We start from the raw sequence: 21,361 nt of genomic DNA on the forward strand, positions 1-21,361 counted from the left end.
CCCGGCGGGGGCCCCCCCCCGGGGGGGGGGGGTGGGGGGGGGGGGGGGGCGCGGGGGGGGGGGGGGGGTGTTGGGGGGGGGGGGGGGGGGGCCGGGGGGGGTGGGGCCGCCCCGCGTCGGTGTGGGCCTCGCTGGGGGCTGCCGCCCCCAGGCCCCCGCTTCGGCCTGAACGGCCTCGTCCTCAAACGCCGGACGGGCTGGTCGGCCTGCGCCGCGCGCCTTCGCAGGTACTGGGACGAACGGGCTGGGCCGCGGCCTCGGCCACGCCCCTCCGCAAGCACAGGACGAAGGAGATGGGGCGACCCTGCACCCCACCCCCTCCGCAAGCGTAGGGCGGCCAAGGCAGGGCGGCCTGGGCGGCGGCGCCCGTCCGTCGGTGCTGGGGCTGCGACACCCGGCCGGTGGGAGGAGTGGCCGGGTCGGGGGCGGGTACGCTCCGTGGGCATGAAGCTGGCGTTCTCCACCCTCGGTGTCCCCGGCCTGCCCCTGACCGACGTCCTGGGGCTCGCGACCGCGCACGGCTACCACGGTGTCGAGTTGCGCGCCCACCCGGAGGAACCGGTCCACCCGGGCCTGACCCGCGGTGAACGGTCCGCGGTGGCCGAGGCGTTCAAGGCGGCGGGCGTGGAGCTGCTGGGCCTCGCGGGGTACGCGCGGGTCGCCGCGCCGGGCGACGACGACGCCGTGATCGCCGAGATCCGCACCCTGCTCGACCTGGCCCGCGACCTGGGCGCCCCGTACGTCCGGGTCTTCCCCGGCGGCGGTACGGAGCAGAGCCCGGAGGAGGCCGACGCGACGGCCGCCCGGCGGCTGGGCACGGCCGCCGAGTACGCGGCCGAGCTCGGCGTGCGCATCCTCCTGGAGACCCACGACTCGCACCGCACCGGGGCCGACGCGATGCGCGTCCTCGGCCTGGTCGGGCACCGCCGGGTCGGCGCCCTGTGGGACGTGATGCACACCTGGCTGGGCGGCGAGCAGCCCGCGGAGAGCTACCTGGCCCTCGCCCCGCACCTCGGCTACGTCCAGGTCAAGGACATCGCCTCCCCCGACGACACCACGCCGCTGCCGCTGGGCGCCGGTGTGCTGCCGCTCACCGAGGTGGTGGACGTGCTCTCCCGGCACGGCTGGGACGGCTGGCTGTGCTGGGAGTACGAGAAGCGGTGGTACGAGTCGGCCGCCCCGCTGCCGGAGTTGCTGGACGCGGGCCGCGAACACCTCGCCCGGCTGCTCAGCGACGCGGCGTGAGCGTGACGGCGGAGGCGGAGGCGGAGGCGGAGGCGGAAGCGGAAGCGGAAGCGGGTACCGCCGACCGCACCCGGCGCTCCAGCCGCTCCCGGCACCGCGGCCACTCCGCCGCCGTGACCGAGTAGATCGCGGAGTCGCGCAGCCGGTCCTCCTCGCCCGGCGCCCAGGAGCGGGACCAGTTGCGCAGGACGCCCTCGAAGCGGGCGCCCGTCGACTCGATCGCGGCGCGGGAACGGCTGTTGCGGGCGTCGGTCTTCAGATCGACCCGGGACACCTGCCAGACCTCGAAGGCGTGGCGGAACAGCAGGTACTTGGCCTCGGCGTTCACGCCCGTGCCCTGCGCCGAGCGGGCCAGCCAAGTGAAGCCGACCTCGATCGCGTCGAGGGCGTCGTCCGTCAGCCAGGAGCGGGGTTCCCAGTAGGCGGTGGCGCCGACCGCCCGCCCGGTGGCGAGGGACACCTGCGCGTAGGGCGCCAGCCGTCCCGTGGCCGCCCGGGCCAGCTGGGCGTCGATGTAGGCGCCGACCTCGTCGGCCCTCGGCACCCACGTGTACGCGTAGCTGCCGCGGTCCTCCTCCGCCGCCACCGCCAGGTCGGCCGCGTGCTGCGGGCCCAGCGGTTCCAGTCGGACCAGGGCTCCTTCGAGGGCGGGGCCCTCCAGTGCGAACGTCACCGGGCGGATTCTTCCGCCGGTGCGGGACGCCGTCCAACTAATTCCTGGCGGGCCGGCACGCCGTCCGGCAAGCGCCCCCTGGACGTCCCTCGACGTTCGCGGCGTCCTCGGCCGCCCCCGCCGCCCCCGCCGCCCCCGCCGCTCCCGCCGTCCCCGTCGTCCCCGCCGCTCCCGCCGTCCCCGCCGCCCCCGCCGTCCCCGCCGCCCCCGCCGCCCCCGCCGCTCCCGCCGTCTCCGTAGCCCCACGGCCCCCGTACGCACCGACTTGGAGAATCCTCTCCCGACCGGGAACCCCTCCCCGGCCCCGGTCGTCCAATCCGCACGCTGCCGGACGAGTCTTCGCGGTGCGGTGTCGGCCTCGCTGCTGGCTGCGATCGCTGACCACCCTCTCCATCCGTACCGCGGCCGGCAGCCCGCCGCCGTCGGCGCGCCCCCCTCCCTCGCGCCGACGGCGGCCCCACCTGCTCGGTCTTCACCGCTTCGGACGACTCCTGTGCGCTCCCTTGACTGGCAGAAACTTCCCGGATATTGGTGACTCCTTGGAAGTTTCCTTCAGCAGCTCTCCAGCGATTCCCCAGCGGATCACTCCGGAAGGAGCGCACGTGCACCACAGCAGCACGGCCGGCCCGGGAAGCACCGCACACCCCTCCAGACGTACCGTCCTCACCGCCACCGCGGTCGTCACCGCGGCCCTGGCGGCCGGCGGCGGCACCGCGTACGCCGACGCCGCCCGCGGGCCCGGCGACGACAAGCTCCGCGCCCTCATCTCGCGCATGACGCTGGAGGAGAAGGTCGGCCAGCTCTTCGTCATGCGGGTCTACGGCCACTCCGCCACCGACCCGGACCAGGCCGACATCGACGCCAACCTCGAGGAGATCGGCGTCCGCACCGCGGCCGAGCTGGTCGCCAAGTACCGGGTCGGCGGGATCATCTACTTCGCCTGGGCGCACAACACCCGCGACCCGCACCAGATCGCCGGCCTGTCCAACGGCATCCAGAAGGCGTCGCTGGGGCTGCCGCGCGGCCTGCCGGTGCTCATCTCCACCGACCAGGAGTACGGCATCGTGGCCCGGGTGGGCGAGCCCGCGACCCTCTTCCCGGGCGCGATGGCCGTCGGTGCGGGCGGGTCGCGTTCCGACGCCCGCGCCCTCGGCCGGATCGCGGGAGCCGAGCTGCGCGCGATGGGCATCCGGCAGGACTACTCCCCCGTCGCCGACGTGAACGTCAACCCGGCCAACCCCGTGATCGGCGTGCGGTCCTTCGGCGCCGACCCGGAGGCGGTGGCGGGGATGGTGACCGCCGAGGTGACGGGGTACCAGCGGTCCGGGGTCGCCGCGTGCGCCAAGCACTTCCCCGGGCACGGTGACACCGCCACCGACAGCCACACCGGCATCCCGGTCATCACGCACAGCCGCGCGCAGTGGGAGGAGCTGGACGCGCCGCCCTTCCGCGCGGCGGTCGAGGCCGGCATCGACGCGATCATGACCGGCCATCTCATGGTCCCGGCGCTCGACGACTCGGGAGACCCGGCCACCCTCTCCCGCCCCATCCTCACCGGCATACTGCGCGAGGAACTGGGCTTCGACGGGGTCGTGGTCACCGACTCCCTCGGCATGCAGGGCGTACGGACCAAGTACGGCGACGACCGGGTGCCGGTGCTGGCGCTGAAGGCGGGCGTCGACCAGCTGCTCAACCCGCCGGACCTGGACCTCGCCTGGAACGCGGTCCTGACGGCCGTACGGGACGGCGAACTCACCGAGGCCCGGCTCGACGAATCGATCCTGCGCGTGCTGCGGCTGAAGGCGAAACTCGGGCTGTTCCAGGATGCCTACACCGGCCGGCGGGACGTCGACCGCACGGTCGGCACCCGCGGTCACCTGGCCGCGGCCGACCGGATCGCCGAGCGGACCACCACGCTGCTGGTCAACGAGGGTCAGTTGCTCCCGCTGTCCCGGCGGGAGCACCCGAGGGTGCTCGTCGTGGGTGCCGACCCCGCCTCCCCCTCGGGTACGACCGGGCCGCCCACGGGTGTCCTCGCGGACGAGCTGACGCGGTCGGGTTTCACGGCCACCGCCCTGTCCACGGGCACCGCCCCGTCCGCCGCCGTCGTCGACCGGGCGGTCGCGGCGGCCGGGGACGCCGACGCGGTGGTGGTCGCCACGTACAACGTCACGGCGCGCAGCAGTCAGCGCACGCTGGTCGCGCGGCTGCTGGAGACCGGGAAGCCGGTCGTCGCGGTCGCGGTCCGCAATCCGTACGACGTGGCCCACCTCCCGGACGTCCCCGCCCACCTCGCCGCCTACTCCTGGACCGACGTCGAGGTGCGGGCGGCGGCCCGGGTGATCGCCGGGCGGGTACGGCCGCGCGGGAAGCTGCCGGTTCCGGTGGTGCGGGCGGACGACCCGGCGGCGGTGCTGTTCCCCCTCGGGCACGGGCTGTCGTACCGGTCGTAGGGCGTAGCGCGGCCTACGCCACGCGCCGGGGGCGCCCCCGTCACCCGTGCGCAATGCACCCCGCGCGTCTGGCGTGCCCCGCCCGCGGCGGGGCACGCTGGACCAGGGGTCCGGGGGGTTGGCGATGCGTGAGAGATGGTCCGCGGGGGTGCTGTGCGCGCTGTCGATGCTGTGCGCCGTGCTGCTGACGGGCTGCCAGAGCCCGGCGGGCCCGGCGGGCGAGGTCGACGGCGCGAGCGGGGACACGAACGGGGACGCCCGGATCGGCGGCGAGGCCGCGTCGGGCTCGGCCCCGGCCGCCGTCCGGCCGTCCGGGTACGGCGCGGTGTTCCTGGCGATCGACGAGTGCAGCTCGTTCGGGACGGTCAGCTTCACCGAGGTGCCGTGCGGCAGTGAGCGGGCGGCGGCGCGGGTCGTGGCGCGGGAGGACGGCCGTGCGGACGACGGGCCGCCGTGCCCCGCCACCACCGACTTCGTCCTGCACATCAGCGAGCAGCGCCCTTCCGCCGACGAGGACGGCGACGGGGCCGTGCCGCGGGGCTACGCCTGCATGCGCAAGCTCCAGCCGCCGCACCCCGGTGATCCGGGCGGCGGGGGCGGCCCGCGCACCATCGTCGGCGACTGCGTCTACGACGCCGGGAGCGGCAAGGTCCGCGAGACCGCGTGCGACGGCAAGGGCGAGAGGAAACCGCAGTTCGAGGTGGTCGAGGCGGTCGCGTCCCGGGGGGACTGCCCTGCCTCCACCGGCCTCTACGTCCGTCTCGGCGGCGAACGGCCGGTGGGCTGCGCCCGGCCGCTGTGACCCACCGCGGAGCCTCACGGGCTCGGGGTCTCAGCGGCGCCGGACGCAGCCACCGTCCTACGGGCGCAGCATCGGTTCGCGCTGCACGTCCCGCTTGTCCAGCTTGGCGTCGAACGTCGCCAGCGGCCTGGCCGCCGACGGGTTCTCCTGGACCTTGGCGGAGGCGACGCCCGCCCAGTCGAGGATGCGGGCCGTGGCGAGGGCCTTCTCCTCGGGCACCAGACCGGCGACGTTGGCACCGTGGTTCATGCCGGGCGCGGTGAGGACGTAGGAGTCACGCGCGCCGTGCCCGAGGCGGAAGGGCTCGGCACCCCACGGGTCGTTCTCGCCGTACACGAACAGCATCTGGTCGGCGTTGTGCCGCACCCAGCGGTCGACGTCCCGCATCGCCCACGGTTCGAACCGCATCGGGATCGACCGGGGCACGAAGTTGCGCGGCGGCTGGTAGCCGTAGCGGACGTACTTCTTCTCGATGTGCGGGAAGTGGATCGTCGGCGCGCCGAGCTGGGTGCCCGCCTGGTAGTAGTACGGGGTGTAGGGGGCGAGGCCCTGGTCCGTGTAGAAGGAGAAGCCGGAGATGGTGTTCACCGACTCCCAGATCGCCTCGTCGGTGGCGTTCTCGGCGTCGGCCGGGATGCCGGCGCAGTCCTTCACGGTGCTGTACTGCCAGAAGCCCCAGACGTAGTCGAGGACGACGGCCTCGTAGGCGCGGTCCAGGCCGCCGATGGTGTCGAAGGTGTAGCCGTTCTCGGCCGCGTACGCCCGGTACTTCTCCTTGAGCGGCGCCCGGCGTACCAGTGCCTCGCGCTGCACGCCGTTCAGCCGGTCGCGGCACTCCTCGGTGCCGACGCGGGCGAAGAAGCGGTCGTAGGCGGAGTCCTCGCGGTTCACCACGTCGTTGGGGGCGACGTAGGCGACGACGCCGTCCATGTCGCGCGGGTAGAAGCGCTCGTAGTAGGTGGCGGTCATGCCGCCCTTGGAGCCGCCGGTGGAGATCCAGTTCTCGGAGTAGACCGGCTTCAGTGCCTTGAAGATGCGGTGCTGGTCGCTGGCGGCCTGCCAGATGTCCAGCTTGGACCAGTCGGCGGGCTCGGGACGGGACGGGGTGAAGTAGCGGTACTCCATGGAGACCTGGTTGCCGTCGACGATCTGGGTCGGCTCGCGGCGGCTGGGGTTCGTGGAGACGCTGTAGCCGCCGGTGTAGAAGACCGTCGGGCGGGCCGTGTCCTTGTGCAGCACGGTGATCCGCTGCTGGAACGTGCCCTTGGACGGGCGCCGGTGGTCGACCGGCTGGGTGTAGTTGAGGACGAAGAAGCGGTAGCCGGTGTACGGCTTCTCCTCGATCAGGCTCATGCCCGGTATGGACAGCAGCCGGTCCTTGATGTCGACGGCCTTCGGCTCGGCGGCGGTGGCCGCGCCCGCCGTGCTGACGGTGCCTATGAGCACCGCGAGCGCCAGCAGCCATCTGAGCGCCTTGCGCATGCACCCTCCCTGTGAAGCAGATGTGCGCCGGAAGCTATCGGAGCAAGTCGTCCGCACACCAGGGGAGATGAGGAATTGGCAGCCGAAGACCCCTTCAGCAGAGGATCCAGCCGGAGCTGACCGAGCCCCGGGACACCTTCCCCATCACCCACACGCAGCGCTTCCCGACGTGCACGGTCACCGGCCCCGCCCGGTAGGCGAACCGCCCCGCGTCCACGACCGGCCGGCCGCCGCGCGCCTGCACGCTGACGGACATCTGCCGCTTGGTGCCGGGGTTCTTGGGGACGGTGACGGCGCAGACGTAGCTGCCCCGCTTGTGGACGAGGACGGACCCGGTGGAGAACTGCAGTGTGCGTACCTTGCGGCCCGGGCACGCCGCGGCGGCCTGTGCCTCCTGCGGTACCGCGACGGCGAGCAGCCCGGCCGCGGCCAGCAGGGCCGTGCCGTGCGCCAGCCGCCGTCGTATTCCCGCCCCGCCCTGGCCCACCACGGTCCCCTCCGCCTCATCCGTACGGCGATCACCGACGTACGGGTGTACGGACGCACGCCACCTGTCGAATGGTTGCGCGAGTGTCAGTGCAGGGCGCCGACCGGCTCCTCCGGTTCGGCCGCGCCGACGAAGGTCCGCCACAGCCGCGCGTACCGCCCGTCGAGCGCCAGCAGTTCGTCGTGCGTACCGTCCTCGGCGACCCGTCCGCCGTCCATGACGACGACGCGGTCCGCGCGGGCGGCGGTGGTGAGCCGGTGTGCGACGACCAGTGTCGTACGGCGACCCGCGACACGGTCGGTGGCCTGGTTGACCTGCGCCTCCGTGGCCAGGTCCAGGGCTGCGGTGGCCTCGTCGAGGAGCAGTACGTCGGGGTCGACCAGTTCGGCGCGGGCCAGCGCGATCAGCTGCCGCTGTCCGGCGGAGAGGTTGCGGCCCCGCTCGGCGACCTCGTGGAGGTAGCCGCCCTCCAGTGTCGCGATCATCTCGTGGGCGCCGACCGCCCGCGCCGCCGCCTCCACCTCGGCGTCGGTGGCGTCCGGGCGGCCGTAGGCGATGGCGTCCCGGACAGTGCCGGGGAAGAGGTACGCCTCCTGCGGGACGACTCCCAGCCGGTGCCGGTAGGAGGTGAGGTCGAGGGCGCGCAGGTCCTGCCCGTCGACGGTGACCCGTCCGCCCGTCGGGTCGTAGAACCGGGCGACCAGCTTGACCAGGGTCGACTTGCCCGCGCCGGTCTCGCCGACGAAGGCGACGGTCTGTCCGGCGGGGATGCGCAGGTCGATGCCGGTGAGGGCGGCGTCCTCCTCGTCGGCGCTCCCGTACTGGAAGTGCACGTCCTCGAAGGCGATGTCGCCGCGCAGGGATTGGACGTCGAGCGGCTTGTCGGGGGCCTTCGTCGACGTCGGTTCCCGCAGCAGTTCCTGGATGCGGCCGAGGGAGACGGACGCCTGCTGGTAGCCGTCGAAGACCTGGGAGAGCTGCTGGACGGGCGCGAAGAACAGGTCGATGTAGAGCAGGTACGCCACCAGCGCGCCGGTCGTCAGCGTCGCGTCGTCGATCCGCGCGCCGCCGACGATCAGTACGGCGGCGACCGCGGCCGAGGACAGCAGCTGCACGAACGGGAAGTAGACCGAGATCAGCCACTGGCCCCGGATGCGTGCCTGCCGGTAGCTGTCGCTGTGTTCGGCGAACCGCCGGCCGCCGTCGTGCTCGCGCCGGAAGGCCTGCACGATCCTGAGCCCGGCCACCGATTCCTGGAGGTCGGCGTTGACCGAGGAGACCCGTTCCCGGGCCAGTTCGTACGCCTTCACGCTGGCCCTGCGGAAGAAGTACGTGGCGATGATCAGCGGCGGCAGGGTCGCGAAGACGACCAGCGCGAGTTCCACGTCGATGACCAGCAGGGCGACCATGATGCCGAAGAAGGTGACGACCGAGACGAAGGCGGTGACGAGTCCGGTCTGCAGGAACGTCGACAGCGCGTCCACGTCCGTCGTCATCCGGGTCATGATCCGCCCGGTCAGTTCGCGCTCGTAGTAGTCGAGGCCGAGCCGCTGGAGCTGGGCGAAGATCTTCAGCCGGAGCGAGTAGAGGATCCGCTCCCCCGTCCGGCCGGTCATGCGGATCTCGCCGGTCTGCGCCGTCCACTGGGCGAGCACGGCGAGCAGCCCCAGCAGCGAGGCCGCCCAGACCGCGCCGAGGGCGGCCTGGGTGACGCCCTCGTCGATGCCGTGCCGGATCAGTACGGGCAGCAGCAGGCCCATGCCGGCGTCCACGGTGACCAGGGCGAGGCTGATCAGCAGCGGTGTGCGGAAGCCGCGCAGCAGGCGGCGCAGGCCGTAGGACTCCTCCGGTTCGACGGCCCGTGCCTCGTCGATGTCCGGGGTCGCGTCGGCGGGGGGCAGCGCGTCGACCTGGGCGAGCAGTTCCGGGGTGGCGGGGGTGCCGGCGAGGGCGGTGTCCTTCGGTACGCGGTCGCCGGTCCACAGCCGTGGGGTGACCCCGCGCTCGGCGTCGAACTCGGCGTCCAGCTCGTCGCGGACGGAGGTGTCCTCGGCGGGCGCGGCGGGCCGGGCGTGCCCCGGTGACACCCCGCCCAGCTCGTCGGGGTCGGTGAGCAGGCGCCGGTAGAGGGCGGAGCGCTCCTGGAGCTCTTCGTGGGTGCCGAGGTCGGCGAGGCGGCCGTGGTCGAGGACGGCGATGCGGTCGGCGAGGCCGAGGGTGGAGCGGCGGTGGGCGATGAGGAGCGTGGTGCGGCCCCGCATGACCTGCTTCAGCGCGTCGTGGATCTCGTGCTCGACGCGGGCGTCCACGGCGGACGTGGCGTCGTCGAGGACCAGCAGCCGGGGGTCGGTGAGGATCGCGCGGGCGAGGGCGACGCGCTGGCGCTGGCCGCCGGAGAGGGTCAGGCCGTGCTCGCCGACGGTGGTGGCGTAGCCGTCGGGCAGTTCGGTGATGAACCGGTGGGCCTGCGCGGCCCGGGCGGCGGCCTCGATCTCCTCGTCGGTGGCGTCCGGACGGCCGTACGCGATGTTGGCGCGCACGGTGTCCGAGAAGAGGAAGGAGTCCTCGGGCACGAGTCCGATGGCGGCCCGCAGCGAGTCCAGGGTCAGTTCGCGCACGTCGTGGCCGCCGATGAGGACGGCGCCGCGCGTCACGTCGTAGAAGCGCGGCAGGAGCAGCGAGAGGGTGGACTTGCCGGAACCGGAGGAGCCGACCACGGCGAGGGTCTCGCCCGCGCGGATCTCGAAGGAGAGACCGTCGAGGACGGGCCTGCTCTCTCCGGAGTCCGTGGCGTAACCGAAGGCGACGTCGTCGAACTCGACGGTCGCGGGCGCGTCGGCGGGCAGGGTCCTGGTGCCGTCCTCGATCACGGGCTCGGTGTCGATCAGCTCCAGGACGCGTTCGGTGCCGGCGCGGGCCTGCTGGCCGACGGTGAGGACCATGGCGAGCATGCGGACCGGGCCGACGAGCTGCGCGAGGTAGGTGGAGAAGGCGACGAAGGTGCCGAGGGTGATGTTCCCGCGTACGGCGAGCCAGCCGCCGAGGGCGAGCATGGCGACCTGGCCGAGGGCGGGGACGGCCTGGAGGGCGGGGGTGTAGGTGGCGTTCAGTCTGATCGTCCGCAGCCGCCCGGCGAAGAGCCTGCGCCCGACCTCCCTGAGCTTCCCGGTCTCCTGCTCCTCCTGTCCGAAGCCCTTCACCACGCGTACGCCGCTCACCGAGCCGTCGACCACGCCGGCGACGGCGGCGGCCTGGGCCTGGGCGTACCAGGTGGCGGGGTGCAGGCGGGTGCGGCTGCGGCGGGCGATGAACCACAGCGCGGGGGCGACGGCGAGGGCGACGAGCGTGAGCGGCGGGGACAGCCACGCCATGATGACGAGGGAGATCAGGAAGAGCAGGACGTTCCCGATGGTCATCGGGAGCATGAACAGCAGGCTCTGGATCAGCTGGAGGTCACTGGTCGCCCGTCCGACGACCTGCCCCGTGGACAGCTCGTCCTGACGCTGCCCGTCGAGCCGGGTGATCGTCCCGTACATGTCGGTGCGCAGGTCGTGCTGGACGTCGAGGGCGAGCCGGCCGCCGTAGTAGCGGCGGATGTAGGTGAGGACGTAGACGACGACCGCGGCGCCGATCAGGAGACCGGCCCAGAGCGCCATGTCCCTGGTCTTGTCGCCGATCACGTCGTCGATGATCACCTTGGTGATCAGCGGGACCAGGGCCATGACGGCCATGCCGCCCAGAGAGGCGCCGAGGGCGAGGACGACGTCCTTGGGGTAGCGCCAGGCGTAGCCCGCCAGTCGTCGTGCCCATCCCCGTTGCGCGTCCACGCCGTGCCCTCCGGTCATTCGTCGGTCGTCCTGCTCACCTGATCTACCGGAAGGCACCAACGCGGGCGAGCGGGGATTTCATCCCGCGGCAACGATTCAGGCGCGGACCCGGAGCCTGAGGAAGCGGGTCGTCTGTGCGGCGTTCTGGTTGTCGTCGCTGACGATCAGGACCTCCAGGCGGCCCTTGCTCCGGCCGGTGACGGTCATCCCCTCGAAGTTGTCGAGGAGCGGACTGGGCTGGGGCTGCTTGGCGGTGGCGCCGAGGGAGGGGCAGTCGGCGAGGTCGGCGAGGAGGGTCTTGCCGAGGGTGGCGCCGCGCCGGTCGGCCAGGTAGAGGCGGACGGTGTTGCCGACGCCGGAGGTGAAGCCGCGCTCCAGGACGAGGAGGCGCCCGTCGGGGGTGGCGGTGGTCTCGGAGACGCCGAGGCCGGTGTCGGTCCGGTAGGTGTACTGGGCGCCGAGCCGGAAGTGTCCGTGCCGCGTCCGCTGCCAGGTCTGGAAGCGGACCAGGTCGGCCGGGTCACCGGCGAGCGGGTACTCCATGGAGGCGATCAGGGTCCGGCCGCCGGGGAGGGCCGTGAGCCCCTCGAAGCTGCCGTTGGTCCGGGCGCGGCCCTCGGGGGCGGTGCGGAGGGCGTCCGGCACGGGGAGGCGGTCGAGGATCCGGCCGGTGCGGGAGTAGCGGCGGATGGACGGCTCGGTCTCGGAGGAGACGAGGTAGGTGCCGTCGCGGTCGACGACCAGCCCTTCGGCGTCGAGGGCGGCGCCGTTCTCGTCGGCGAGCGGGATCACGCCCCGCGGCTTCAGGGTGCGCGCGTCCAGCCGGAAGAGGGCGGAGCGGTCGGAGAGGGCGGCCAGGGAGCCGTGGCGGTCGCGGGCGAGGGCGGAGAGGTTGCCGACGTAGGTCCCGTCGTGGGTGGTCTTGTCGAGGGCGTCGGAGAAGCCGGTGAGGGAGACGGCGGGCGAGCAGTCGTTCCTCGGCGGCCTCTCGTGCGCGGCGGCGGGTCCGGCGGCGGTGAGGCAGCCGGCCGCCGCGAGACCTGCGGTGAGGGTGGCGAGGGCGGTACGAAGGGTTCTCGGGCGCATGGCCGTCACCGTAGGGCGGAGGGGTGGCCGGAAGTTGGCCGCTTTTCGAAGGGTGGGGTGCGGGAGGGCGTTCCGACGGCAAGTAATGAGACATGGCAGAGCAGAGGGAGAGCGGTCAGAGGCTGGCCGGGCGGCTGTACGCGACGCTGCGGGTACTGAAATTCCTCGTCGACTCCGGCGCGCCCAAGCCGGCGGTCCGGGACGAGTTCGAGGGGAAGGACAGTCCGCGCCGGCGGATCGAGGACCTGGAGCTGGATCTCTTCGAGGACCTGGTGACCGCTGTCCAGCGGGAACGGAACGCGAAGGCGGTGGGCGAGGTGTTCGGCGCGATAGCGGCCCTGGTGCCTGCGCAGGCCGTCGCCCTCGACAAGAACCTGGGCCTGCCGGAACTGGCCGATTTCAACGCCGGACATCGCGCTCAGCTCGCCGCGCTCAAAGAGGAGTTCCCCGAACTGGTCGAGTGACGGGCCGCGGCTGGCGTCACCGCGTGCCCCGGTTCTCCGGGATGCGGTGCACGTCCGTCAGCGCCTCGCACATCCGGGCCAGGAGGAAGCGGAGCTGCTCGGGTGTCGGCCGCGCTTCGGCGAGCAGGTCGGCGGCGTGTTCCAGCAGGTCTTCGGCCATGTCGAGCTGGGTGGTCTCGATGACATCGGCGATCCGGGACAGCGGTCCGTCGCCGTCGGTCAGCAGGTAGCAGGGCTTGCCCTCGGAGTCCGTCCAGGGCAGCAGCCGGGCCGGGCGCGCGCCGTCGTTCATCGGGCCGCCTCCACGCCATGGAGCACACGCGGCGCGAGGCCGATGCCGTGGATCACGTGCGGCGCGACGTCGATGCCGTGGAGCACACGCGGCGCGAGGCCGACGCCGTGAAGCACACCCGACCCGAAGCCCACGCCGTGAAGCACACCCGACCCGAAGCCCACGCCGTGAAGCACACCCGACCCGAGGCCGACGCCGTGCGCCGCGCACCGCAGCGCGCGTCGACGGGTCCGCTGCCGCCGGGCCTCCTCATGCCGTTCGTGGGCGAGGAGGCAGGGGCGGACGAGGGCGTTGTCCTCACCGCGCGGGGTGGTCGTGCCGGCGTGGCGGGCGGTGGCGTCGGTGATGCGCGGGGGTGTGGTGGGTGCCGTCGCCGGAGGGCGTCGGCGGCGTCGCCGGCCCGGGCCCGGCAGAAGGAGTTGGAGGAGCGGAAGCAGGGGCGGCCCGGCGGCGCGGGCGATACGGTGACGCATGTCGTCGACTCCGTTGTGGTCGGTGACCATGCCCCCGGACCGGTGCGACGGTCGCGGGGGTCTCGCTTTCCGTAGCGATACGCCTACAGAGTGAGACCGCCGGAGCTAGGCTCGCCAGAGGTGCGGATGTGACAGCGCCTTTGTCACACGGAGGTCGAACGGGTGAGCAACATCTACGGCGACTGGCTCAAGCAGCAGCGCGAGGCGGCCGAACTGACGCAGCAGCAGCTGGCCGAGATGGCCATCATGACGCGGTCGCACATCGCCCACATCGAGGCGGGGAGACGCGTGCCGTCGAAGGAGGACGCGCGGCGGCTGGACCGGGCCCTGAACACGGGGAATGTGCTGAGCAGCTTCCTTCCGGAGGAGACGGCGGCTGTCGCCGACTACTTCGAGGCGGCGCTGCACCTCGAACGCCAGGCCGTCTCCATCCAGGAGTTCGCCCTGTCGTACATGCCGGGCGTCCTCCAGACAGAGGAGTACATGCGCGCGATTATGGGCCCGTCCTTCATTCCCCTGAGTGAAGAGGAATGGGACAGGCTCGTCGTCACACGGCTGAAGCGGGCAGAGATCCTCGACGCTTCGGAGAGTCCGGCACTATGGGCGCTGCTGGACGAGGCGGTGCTGCGCCGAGTCGTCGGTGGCCCTCAAGTGATGGCGGAGCAGGTGGCCCACCTGGCTCGTCTGGTGGAACGCGGGCGAATCCGCGTGCACGTCCTCCCCCAGGACATCGGCTTCCACCCCTTGATGGACGGCATGCTCACGCTCATGCGGTTCGAGGACCAGCCTCCTGTGGCGTACACCGAAGGCCTCGGAATCGGGAAGCTTCACGATTCCCCGTCCGTAGTTCGCGAGTTCGAGACTCGCTACGCTCTCGCACTGAGCGACTCGATGTCGTTCAGAGACTCACTGGCCCTGCTCAGAGACGTTGCGAAGGACTACGGACATCATGACTGACCACAGCTTTCCTGACGCCGACGTACTGGACGGGTGGCGACGTTCGACTCACAGCAACAGCGAGGGCGGCAGCTGCGTGGAGGTGGTGGACGACTGGCCTGCCGGAATACCCGTCCGGGATTCGAAGGTCCCCCACGGCCCCGCGCTGGTGTTCTCGACGGTCGGCTGGTCGTCGTTCATCACGGCACTCAAGACGCACCCCTCCCCCTCAAAAGCGTGAACTTTCCAGCCCAATCGTCCTTACGTCGCTCATCTGAGTGCCCCAAGGACAAACACCCTCAAAAGTTCACGCTTTTCCGGACCATGGGTCCATGAGCCCGGCCCCCTGGCACGACCGTGACCCCCTCAGCACCGGACACGTGATCAGCACGACGCGCACACTCATGCGCACCGACGGACTGAACGTGTCCCTCCCCTCCGTCGCCCGCGCGTGCGGCGTCTCGCGCAACTACCTCTACTCCAACTGGAAGACCGCCTCCGCGCTTCACCTGCGCGCGCTGAAAACCGAACTTGGGCACGCCTTCGACAGCGCGGACCGCACGCACCCCAGTGACGGCACCGTCCGGGGAATCGTCGAGCACCTCGCGCAGGTCGTGCGCGTCGTCCGACGCCATCCGACGACAGCCGCCGTCGCCCGAACCTCCTCCAGGGCGCTCTCACAGGCACACACGGCGACCGACGGCCCTTTGGTGCAGGTGGTGACGAGGTGCGTCAGCGACCTGCTCCACCCCCTGGCCCCGCACGGCGGAGTGTGGAGCGACCCCGCCCTGCATTCCACACCCTGGAAAATCATGTGGATCGCCCGGCCGGCCGCCCTCTGCCCCGAGGCCGTCGGCGACCAGGACTGGGAAGCCACTCTGGACGGGGCCTTCGCCGAGCTGCTGCGCGACCTGCTCGCCCCGTGGGCCGCGCCTGAGTGATCCCGCCACGGGATTCACAGCTGAGCCCCAGGCGGGGCACAGTCCGTGCCCATCGGCCGCGGACACGGTGGTGTGGTGACATCTGCCACCGCTCCACCGCACGCGGCCACCGAGCCGCCCGTACCGTCCCCGTCCCCGTCCCCGTCCCCCGGCGCGCCACGATGGTCGCTGCCGGTCCTGTCGGCGATCCTCGTCCTGGCGGCGGTTCTGTACTCCTGGAACCTGTCCGGGGCCGGCCTGAACAGCTTCTACAGTGCCGCCGTACTCAGCGGCACCGAGAGCTGGAAGGCATGGTTCTTCGGCTCACTGGACGCGGGGAACTTCCTCACCGTGGACAAGCCGCCCCTCGCCCTGATGGTCATGGGCCTGTCCTGCCGCCTCCTCGGCTACGGCACCTGGCAGATGATGCTGCCGCTGATCGTGGCCGCGCTGGCCACGATCTGGATCCTGCACTCCTCCGTGAAGCGGGTCTGGGGCCACGGCGCGGCGGCGGTCGCCGCGCTGGTGCTGGCGCTGACCCCGATCACGGTCGCCATCAACCGGGACAACAACCCCGACACGCTGCTGGTGTTCCTGATGGTGGCCGGGGCGGCCCTCGGCCTGCGCGCGGTCCGGGGCGGCCGGCTGCTGCCCCTGGTGGGCGCGGCGGCCTGCTTCGGGCTCGCGTTCAACACGAAGATGCTCCAGGGCTACATCGCACTGCCGGCGGTCTTCGCCGTGTACGTGTACGCGACGGACCTCGGCTGGACGAAGCGCATCAGGAACCTGGTGCTCGCCGCTGTCACCCTGGCCGTCTCCAGCTTCTGGTGGGCGGCGGCGGTGTCCCTGGTGCCCGCCTTCGAGCGGCCCTACATCGGCGGTTCGACGGACGGCACGGCCTGGGACCTGATCACGGGCTACAACGGGTTCGGCCGGATCCTCGGCGGCGACGGCAACATGGGCGGCGGCGGAGGCGGCGGAGGCGGAGGCTTCGCGGGGGCGGCGGGCATCGGCAGGATGTTCAACGACGTCCTCGGCGGCCAGATCTCCTGGCTGCTCCCCTTCGCGGGCATCGCACTCGTCGGCGGCCTGGTGCTGTGCGGCAGGGCGCCCCGCACCGACCTCACCCGCGCCGCGCTGGTGCTCTGGGGCGGCTGGACGGTCCTGCACTACCTGACCTTCGCCATGGCCGAGGGCACCATGCACCCGTACTACACGACCGCGCTCGCCCCCGGCATCGCAGCGCTGTGCGGGGGCGGCGGCGTCATGCTGCTGCACGCCTTCCGGGCCGGCCGGCGGTGGGTGTGGGTGCTGCCGCTCGCCCTCGGTGCCACCGGGGTCTGGGCGATCGTGCTGCTGCGCCGCGCGGCCGGCTGGAACACCTGGCTGTGGCCGACGATCGCGGTGGTGATGGCGCTGGCCATCGCGGGGCTGCTCGTCTTCCGTTCCGGACGCCGGGTGCGGCTGCTTGCGGTGTCCGTGGCCGCGGCGGTCGTCGCCGGGGTCGCGGGCCCGGCGGCGTACGCGTGGTCGGTGCCGTCCGGTTCGGGCGGCGGCATGGGCGGCACCAACCCGACCGCGGGCCCCTCGACGGGCGGCGGAATGGGCAGCGGCCCGGGCGGAGGCGGCGGCCGGGGCGGATTCCCCGGGGGCGGGTCCGGCGAGGGGCCCGGCGGTCAGCCGGGCGGTCAGCCGCGGAGCGGCCAGGACACCCCGGCCGGCGGCACCGCCCCGGGCGGCGGCGAGCTGCCCGACGGCAGCGGGAACGGCCAGGCTCCCGGCGACGCCGGCGAAGCGGGCGGCACACCCCCGACCGGCACTCCCCCGGACAACGGCACGGGCACAGCCGGCAGCGGTGGTACCGACGCGGACGGCGGCACAGGCACCGGCAACCGGCCGAACGGCGGCGGCATGGGCGGCGCGAGCAGTGAGCTGATCGCCTACCTGAAGAAGCACCAGGACGGCGCCAAGTGGCTGCTGGCTGTGTCGAGTTCGCAGAGTGCCGCGCAACTCATCCTCAGCAGCGGCGAGCCGGTCATCTCCATGTGGGGCTGGTCCGGCAGCGACAACGCGATGACCCTCGCCCGGCTCAAGGAGCTCGTGAAGAAAGGCGAGTTGCACTACGTCCAGGTCGGCGGCGGCATGGGTGGCGGTACGGGCGGCGGCTCCGGGGTCAGCACCCAGGTGACCCAGTGGGTCCAGGAGCACGGCACGGCCGTAGAGGAGAGCGACTACGCCGCCACCTCCACCGAGGAGTCCGCCTCGCAGGCGGAAGACACGTCGGCCGTGTACCGGTTGGACCCCTCGGACGTCACCTGACACCCGGCACACCCGGCACATCCGACACGGCGGCCCCCGACCATCACGGTCGGGGGCCGCCGTCACGCAATCGACACTCTCCGTACACCCCACCTCCTACATGTCCATGCCACGCTCGTCGTACCGCTCCAGTCAACCCGCGTAGATCGGACACCCCATGCTCGCTATACGCATACGCCACCGGAAAGCGGTGGCCCTCGCCACGGCCGCCGTCCTCACCGCCCTCGCCGCCCCCTCGCTGACCGCCACCCCGGCCACGGCCACGACAGCCGCGCCGGCGACGACGGCCTCGGACTACGACTCGACGTACTACAGGAACGCGGTCGGCAAGACGGGCGAGAGCCTCAAGTCCTCGCTCCACACGATCATCAGCGACCAGACGAAGCTCTCGTACTCGGCGGTCTGGAACGCGTTGAAGTCCACCGACCAGGACCCGGCCGACAGCGGCAAGGTGATCCTGCTCTACTCCGGCATCTCCCGCAGCAAGTCGCTGAACGGCGGCGACACCGGCGACTGGAACCGCGAGCACGTGTGGGCCAAGTCCCACGGCGACTTCGGCACCTCGACCGGGCCCGGCACGGACCTGCACCACCTGCGTCCCGAGGACGTCCGGGTCAACAGCATCCGGGGCAACAAGGACTTCGACAACGGCGGCAGCGGCTTCACCGACAGCGGCGGCAGCCTCACCGACTCCGACTCCTTCGAACCCCGCGACGCCGTCAAGGGCGACGTGGCCCGCATGATCTTCTACATGGCGGTCCGGTACGAGGGCGGCGACGGCTGGGCCGACCTGGAGGTCAACGGCAGCGTCGGCAACGGCAGCAGCCCGTACATCGGCAAGCTCTCGGTACTGAAGGCGTGGAACGACGAGGACCCGCCGGACGCCTTCGAGGAGCGCCGCAACCAGGTCATCTACGACTCCTACCAGCACAACCGCAACCCGTTCGTCGACCACCCGGAGTGGGTCGAGGCGATCTGGTAGGCGGTCAGCCCACGAGGTCGGCGCACACGATGATGTTGTCCGGTCGGTGGCCGTCGGTGTTCTCGCCGCCGCAGGTGATCAGGCGCAACTCGGGGCCGTCGGTCCTGCCGTAGACCTTCTCGGTGGGGAACGCGTCCTTGTGGACCTGTTCCAGCAGGGTGATGCCGTCAGTCCAGGTGCGTCGGCGCGAACATCCGCAGGACGGCGGGGAGGACGACCACCGACGGACCCGGCGAGGCGAGCGCCTTCGCCAGGTCCGCCTCCAGGGTCCGCGGAGAGGTGCGTACGCCCGGCACACCGAAGGACTCCGCCAGCGCCACGTAGTCGGGGCCGGTCAGCTCGGTCGCCGTCGGCTGCCCGAAGGCGTCCGTCATGTACTCGCGCAGGATGCCGTAGCCGCCGTCGTCGACGATCAGCCAGGTGACGTTCAGGTCGTACTGGCGGGCCGTGGCGAGTTCGGCGACGGAGTACAGGGCGCCGCCGTCGCCGGACACCGCCAGCACCGGGTGGGTGGGATCGGCGACCGCGGCTCCCAGCGCCGCCGGGAAGCCGTAGCCGAGGCCGCCCGCGCCCTGGGCCGAGTGCATCGTGTTGGGGGCCTTGGCGTCGAAGGCCGACCACGCCCAGTAGGCGAGGATGGTCATGTCCCAGAAGGACGGGGCGCCGGCCGGAAGGGCCCCGCGGACTGCCGCCAGCACGTCCTGCTCCAGGGTGAGCTCCTGGGACGCGATGCGCTCGCGGACCTTGCCCAGTACCTCCCGTACACGCTCCGGGGCCGTGGGATCGGGACGCTCCTCCACCGTCTCCAGGAGCGCCTGGAGGGCGAGGCGGGCGTCGGCGTGGATGCCGAGGGCCGGGTGGTTGGATTCCAGTTTGCCGAGGTCGGCCTCGATCTGGATCACCCGGCCGCGCGGCTCGAACGTGTGGTAGTTCGAGGACAGTTCGCCGAGGCCCGAGCCGACCACCAGCAGTACGTCGGCGTCCTCCAGGAAGTCCGTCGTGTGGCGGTCCTCCAGCCAGGACTGGAGGGAGAGCGGGTGCGTCCACGGGAACGCGCCCTTGCCGCCGAAGGTCGTGACGACGGGGGCCTGGAGCCGCTCCGCCAGCTGCCGCAGCTTCTTCGACGCGTCCGCCCGTACGACTCCCCCGCCCGCGATGACGGCCGGACGTTCCGCGCGCGACAGCAGGTCGGCGGCGACCGCCGTCAGTTCGGGGCGCGGCGGCAGCTCCTCGGGGAAGGTGTCGCCGCCCGTCACCACCGGGATCGACGTCCGCGCCAGGAGGACGTCCTGCGGGATCTCCACCCACACCGGCCCGTGCGGCACGGTCAGCGCCGACGTCCACGCCTCCGCGATCGCGGACGGGATCTGGGACTGGGTGCGGGCCGTGTGGACGGACTTCACCACGCCGCGGAAGGACGCCGCCTGGTCCGGGAGTTCGTGCAGGTAGCCTCGGCGTCCGCCGCCCAGGCCCGCCGTCGGGACCTGGCTGCCGATCGCCAGCACGGGCGCGGAGGCCGCCCGCGCCTCCTGGAGCGCGGCCAGCGAGGTGAGCGCGCCCGGGCCGGTCGACAGCAGCAGCGGGGCCGCCTCACCGGTGATCCGGCCGTACGCGTCCGCCGCGAAACCGGCGTTGTTCTCCACCCGCAGGCCGATGTAGCGCAGGTCGGAGCGGCGCAGCGCGTCGAACACGCCGAGGGCGTGCTGGCCGGGCAGGCCGAAGACGGTGGTCGCGCCGAGCCCGGCCAGGGTCTCCACGACCAGGTCTCCGCCGGTGCGGCCGCCGGGAGGGTTCAGTGCGGCCTCCGTCTGCGCGGCGGTCGGGCGGAGCACCAGGTCGTGGTCGTGGGTCACTTGTTCTCGGTCTCCTGGTCCGTCGCGCGCGCCCGGGCGATCTGGCGGCTCATGATGGTGGTCAGTTCGTAGGCGGTGTGGGAGGCGGCCACCGACGTGATCTCCGCGTGGTCGTACGCGGGGGCCACCTCGACGACGTCGGCCGACACCAGGTTGCAGGATGCCAGGCCGCGCAGGATCTCCAGCAGCTCGCGGGAGGTCATGCCGCCGGCCTCGGGGGTGCCGGTACCGGGGGCGTGCGCGGGGTCCAGGCAGTCGATGTCGATGGAGATGTAGAGGGGGCGGTCGCCGATGCGCTGGCGGAGCTGGTCGGCGACCTCGTCCGCGCCGCGGCGGTAGACGTCGGCGGAGGTGACGATGCCGAAGCCCATCTTCTCGTCGTCGGTGAGGTCCTGCTTGCCGTACAGGGGGCCGCGGGTGCCCACGTGGGAGAGGGCCGACGTGTCGAGGACGCCCTCCTCCACCGCGCGCCGGAGCGGCGTGCCGTGCGTGTACTCGGCGCCGAAGTAGGTGTCCCAGGTGTCCAGGTGGGCGTCGAAGTGGAGCAGGGCGACCGGGCCGTGCTTCCTGGCGACCGAGCGGAGCAGCGGAAGGGCGATGGTGTGGTCGCCGCCCAGGGTCATCAGGCGGGCGCCGGTGCCGAGGAGGTCGTCGGCGGCGGCCTCGACGGTCTCGACGGCCTCGTTGATGTTGAACGGGTTGACGGCGATGTCGCCACCGTCGGCGACCTGGGCGAGGGCGAAGGGAGAGGCGTCCTGGGCCGGGTTGTAGGGGCGCAGCAGGCGGGAGGCTTCACGGATCGCGTTGCCGCCGAAGCGGGCGCCCGGCCGGTACGAGACACCCGAGTCGAACGGCACGCCGACGACGGCGACGTCGGCGGTACCGACCTCGTCCAGGCGCGGCAGCCGGGCGAAGGTCGCGGGACCCGCGTACCGCGGCACGCGGGAGGAGTCGACGGGTCCGCGGGGCGTCTCGTTGCTGCTCATGTACTGCCTTCCTTCTTACGCTTCGTCGCGTATGTACTGCTGCTGTCCGACTCTACTGGTGAGCCGGGAATGCCGGTTCGG

At 72.4% G+C, this 21,361-nt stretch carries 18 protein-coding genes and 1 pseudogene; 9 read left to right on the forward strand and 10 right to left on the reverse strand.

Annotated elements, in window-relative coordinates; translation table 11 throughout:
* The first annotated feature begins 444 nt into the window (after positions 1-444).
* Positions 445-1,245 carry a sugar phosphate isomerase/epimerase family protein gene (locus tag ACP4J0_RS27820; RefSeq protein ID WP_426601466.1) on the forward strand — a complete coding sequence of 267 codons (801 nt, stop codon included), beginning with the start codon at positions 445-447 and terminating at the stop codon, positions 1,243-1,245.
* On the opposite strand, the gene ACP4J0_RS27825 is transcribed toward ACP4J0_RS27820, so the two are convergent.
* Positions 1,229-1,918, reverse strand: a complete 690-nt coding sequence (locus ACP4J0_RS27825; protein WP_426601467.1) for a GNAT family N-acetyltransferase — start codon at positions 1,916-1,918, stop codon at positions 1,229-1,231. The two genes, ACP4J0_RS27820 and ACP4J0_RS27825, sit on opposite strands and share 17 nt — an antisense overlap.
* A gap of 602 nt (positions 1,919-2,520) precedes the next feature.
* Between ACP4J0_RS27825 and ACP4J0_RS27830 the strand changes: the two genes are divergently transcribed.
* Entirely contained in the window at positions 2,521-4,371 is a 1,851-nt protein-coding gene (locus ACP4J0_RS27830; RefSeq protein WP_426601468.1) for a glycoside hydrolase family 3 protein, read from the forward strand.
* A gap of 124 nt (positions 4,372-4,495) precedes the next feature.
* A complete protein-coding gene (locus ACP4J0_RS27835) occupies positions 4,496-5,173 on the forward strand; it encodes a hypothetical protein (RefSeq protein WP_426601469.1) in 678 nt (225 codons plus the stop codon).
* Between the two features lie 57 nt (positions 5,174-5,230).
* Here the strand turns inward: ACP4J0_RS27835 and ACP4J0_RS27840 are convergent, their stop codons facing one another.
* The 4 genes from ACP4J0_RS27840 to ACP4J0_RS27855 form a co-directional block, all read right to left on the reverse strand.
* Complete coding sequence (locus ACP4J0_RS27840; RefSeq protein ID WP_426601470.1) at positions 5,231-6,655, reverse strand: S28 family serine protease; 1,425 nt, start codon at positions 6,653-6,655, stop codon at positions 5,231-5,233.
* Between the two features lie 94 nt (positions 6,656-6,749).
* Positions 6,750-7,142, reverse strand: a complete 393-nt coding sequence (locus ACP4J0_RS27845; RefSeq protein WP_426601539.1) for a hypothetical protein — start codon at positions 7,140-7,142, stop codon at positions 6,750-6,752.
* An 86-nt stretch (positions 7,143-7,228) separates the two neighbouring features.
* Positions 7,229-10,969, reverse strand: coding sequence for an ABC transporter ATP-binding protein (locus tag ACP4J0_RS27850; protein WP_426601540.1), 3,741 nt, complete (start codon positions 10,967-10,969; stop codon positions 7,229-7,231).
* A 96-nt stretch (positions 10,970-11,065) separates the two neighbouring features.
* Positions 11,066-12,055 (reverse strand): esterase-like activity of phytase family protein, encoded by a 990-nt coding sequence (locus ACP4J0_RS27855; protein ID WP_426601471.1) that lies wholly within the window; start codon positions 12,053-12,055, stop codon positions 11,066-11,068.
* Positions 12,056-12,147: 92 nt separating this feature from the next.
* Between ACP4J0_RS27855 and ACP4J0_RS27860 the strand changes: the two genes are divergently transcribed.
* Positions 12,148-12,519: a hypothetical protein gene (locus ACP4J0_RS27860; protein ID WP_426601472.1), complete on the forward strand. Its 372-nt coding sequence runs from the start codon at positions 12,148-12,150 to the stop codon at positions 12,517-12,519.
* A gap of 16 nt (positions 12,520-12,535) precedes the next feature.
* On the opposite strand, the gene ACP4J0_RS27865 is transcribed toward ACP4J0_RS27860, so the two are convergent.
* Together ACP4J0_RS27865 and ACP4J0_RS27870 are read right to left on the reverse strand one after the other, a co-directional pair.
* The gene (locus ACP4J0_RS27865; RefSeq protein WP_426601473.1) at positions 12,536-12,811 is read right to left on the reverse strand and encodes a hypothetical protein; all 276 of its coding nucleotides are present in this window, start codon (positions 12,809-12,811) and stop codon (positions 12,536-12,538) included.
* Positions 12,808-13,284 carry a hypothetical protein gene (locus ACP4J0_RS27870; protein WP_426601474.1) on the reverse strand — a complete coding sequence of 159 codons (477 nt, stop codon included), beginning with the start codon at positions 13,282-13,284 and terminating at the stop codon, positions 12,808-12,810. The genes ACP4J0_RS27865 and ACP4J0_RS27870 overlap by 4 nt, the downstream gene beginning before the upstream one ends.
* A 162-nt stretch (positions 13,285-13,446) precedes the next feature.
* Here ACP4J0_RS27870 and ACP4J0_RS27875 point away from each other — a divergent pair, with 162 nt between their 5' ends.
* The 5 genes from ACP4J0_RS27875 to ACP4J0_RS27895 all read left to right on the forward strand — a co-directional run bounded on the left by ACP4J0_RS27875 (position 13,447) and on the right by ACP4J0_RS27895 (position 18,441).
* Positions 13,447-14,241, forward strand: coding sequence for a helix-turn-helix domain-containing protein (locus tag ACP4J0_RS27875; protein WP_426601475.1), 795 nt, complete (start codon positions 13,447-13,449; stop codon positions 14,239-14,241).
* Entirely contained in the window at positions 14,234-14,461 is a 228-nt protein-coding gene (locus tag ACP4J0_RS27880) for a DUF397 domain-containing protein (RefSeq protein ID WP_426601476.1), read from the forward strand. Before ACP4J0_RS27875 ends, ACP4J0_RS27880 begins: the two co-directional genes overlap by 8 nt.
* Positions 14,462-14,552: 91 nt before the next feature.
* Complete coding sequence (locus ACP4J0_RS27885) at positions 14,553-15,161, forward strand: TetR/AcrR family transcriptional regulator (protein ID WP_426601477.1); 609 nt, start codon at positions 14,553-14,555, stop codon at positions 15,159-15,161.
* Between the two features lie 75 nt (positions 15,162-15,236).
* Entirely contained in the window at positions 15,237-17,459 is a 2,223-nt protein-coding gene (locus ACP4J0_RS27890; RefSeq protein ID WP_426601478.1) for an ArnT family glycosyltransferase, read from the forward strand.
* A 157-nt stretch (positions 17,460-17,616) separates the two neighbouring features.
* The gene (locus ACP4J0_RS27895) at positions 17,617-18,441 is read left to right on the forward strand and encodes an endonuclease I family protein (protein ID WP_426601479.1); all 825 of its coding nucleotides are present in this window, start codon (positions 17,617-17,619) and stop codon (positions 18,439-18,441) included.
* Positions 18,442-18,445: 4 nt separating this feature from the next.
* Here ACP4J0_RS27895 and ACP4J0_RS27900 read toward each other — a convergent pair.
* The 3 genes and pseudogenes from ACP4J0_RS27900 to speB all read right to left on the reverse strand — a co-directional run.
* Positions 18,446-18,595 (reverse strand): annotated as a pseudogene (locus ACP4J0_RS27900) (class F sortase); the annotation flags it as partial.
* A gap of 13 nt (positions 18,596-18,608) precedes the next feature.
* A complete protein-coding gene (locus ACP4J0_RS27905) occupies positions 18,609-20,294 on the reverse strand; it encodes a thiamine pyrophosphate-binding protein (protein ID WP_426601480.1) in 1,686 nt (561 codons plus the stop codon).
* Complete coding sequence (speB, locus tag ACP4J0_RS27910) at positions 20,291-21,280, reverse strand: agmatinase (protein WP_426601481.1); 990 nt, start codon at positions 21,278-21,280, stop codon at positions 20,291-20,293. Before speB ends, ACP4J0_RS27905 begins: the two co-directional genes overlap by 4 nt.
* Positions 21,281-21,361: the final 81 nt, after the last annotated feature.

The sequence above is a fragment of the Streptomyces sp. WG7 genome, from assembly GCF_049975785.1.
Taxonomy (GTDB): domain Bacteria; phylum Actinomycetota; class Actinomycetes; order Streptomycetales; family Streptomycetaceae; genus Streptomyces.

Coding starts and splice junctions, on each gene's coding strand:
- ACP4J0_RS27820 (WP_426601466.1), top strand. CDS start 445: ATGAAGCTGGCGTTCTCCACCCTCGGTGTCCCCGGCCTGCCCCTGACC.
- ACP4J0_RS27835 (WP_426601469.1), top strand. CDS start 4,496: ATGCGTGAGAGATGGTCCGCGGGGGTGCTGTGCGCGCTGTCGATGCTG.
- ACP4J0_RS27840 (WP_426601470.1), bottom strand. CDS start 6,655: ATGCGCAAGGCGCTCAGATGGCTGCTGGCGCTCGCGGTGCTCATAGGC.
- ACP4J0_RS27855 (WP_426601471.1), bottom strand. CDS start 12,055: ATGCGCCCGAGAACCCTTCGTACCGCCCTCGCCACCCTCACCGCAGGT.
- ACP4J0_RS27860 (WP_426601472.1), top strand. CDS start 12,148: ATGGCAGAGCAGAGGGAGAGCGGTCAGAGGCTGGCCGGGCGGCTGTAC.
- ACP4J0_RS27865 (WP_426601473.1), bottom strand. CDS start 12,811: ATGAACGACGGCGCGCGCCCGGCCCGGCTGCTGCCCTGGACGGACTCC.
- ACP4J0_RS27870 (WP_426601474.1), bottom strand. CDS start 13,284: ATGCGTCACCGTATCGCCCGCGCCGCCGGGCCGCCCCTGCTTCCGCTC.
- ACP4J0_RS27880 (WP_426601476.1), top strand. CDS start 14,234: ATGACTGACCACAGCTTTCCTGACGCCGACGTACTGGACGGGTGGCGA.
- ACP4J0_RS27885 (WP_426601477.1), top strand. CDS start 14,553: ATGAGCCCGGCCCCCTGGCACGACCGTGACCCCCTCAGCACCGGACAC.
- ACP4J0_RS27895 (WP_426601479.1), top strand. CDS start 17,617: ATGCTCGCTATACGCATACGCCACCGGAAAGCGGTGGCCCTCGCCACG.
- speB (WP_426601481.1), bottom strand. CDS start 21,280: ATGAGCAGCAACGAGACGCCCCGCGGACCCGTCGACTCCTCCCGCGTG.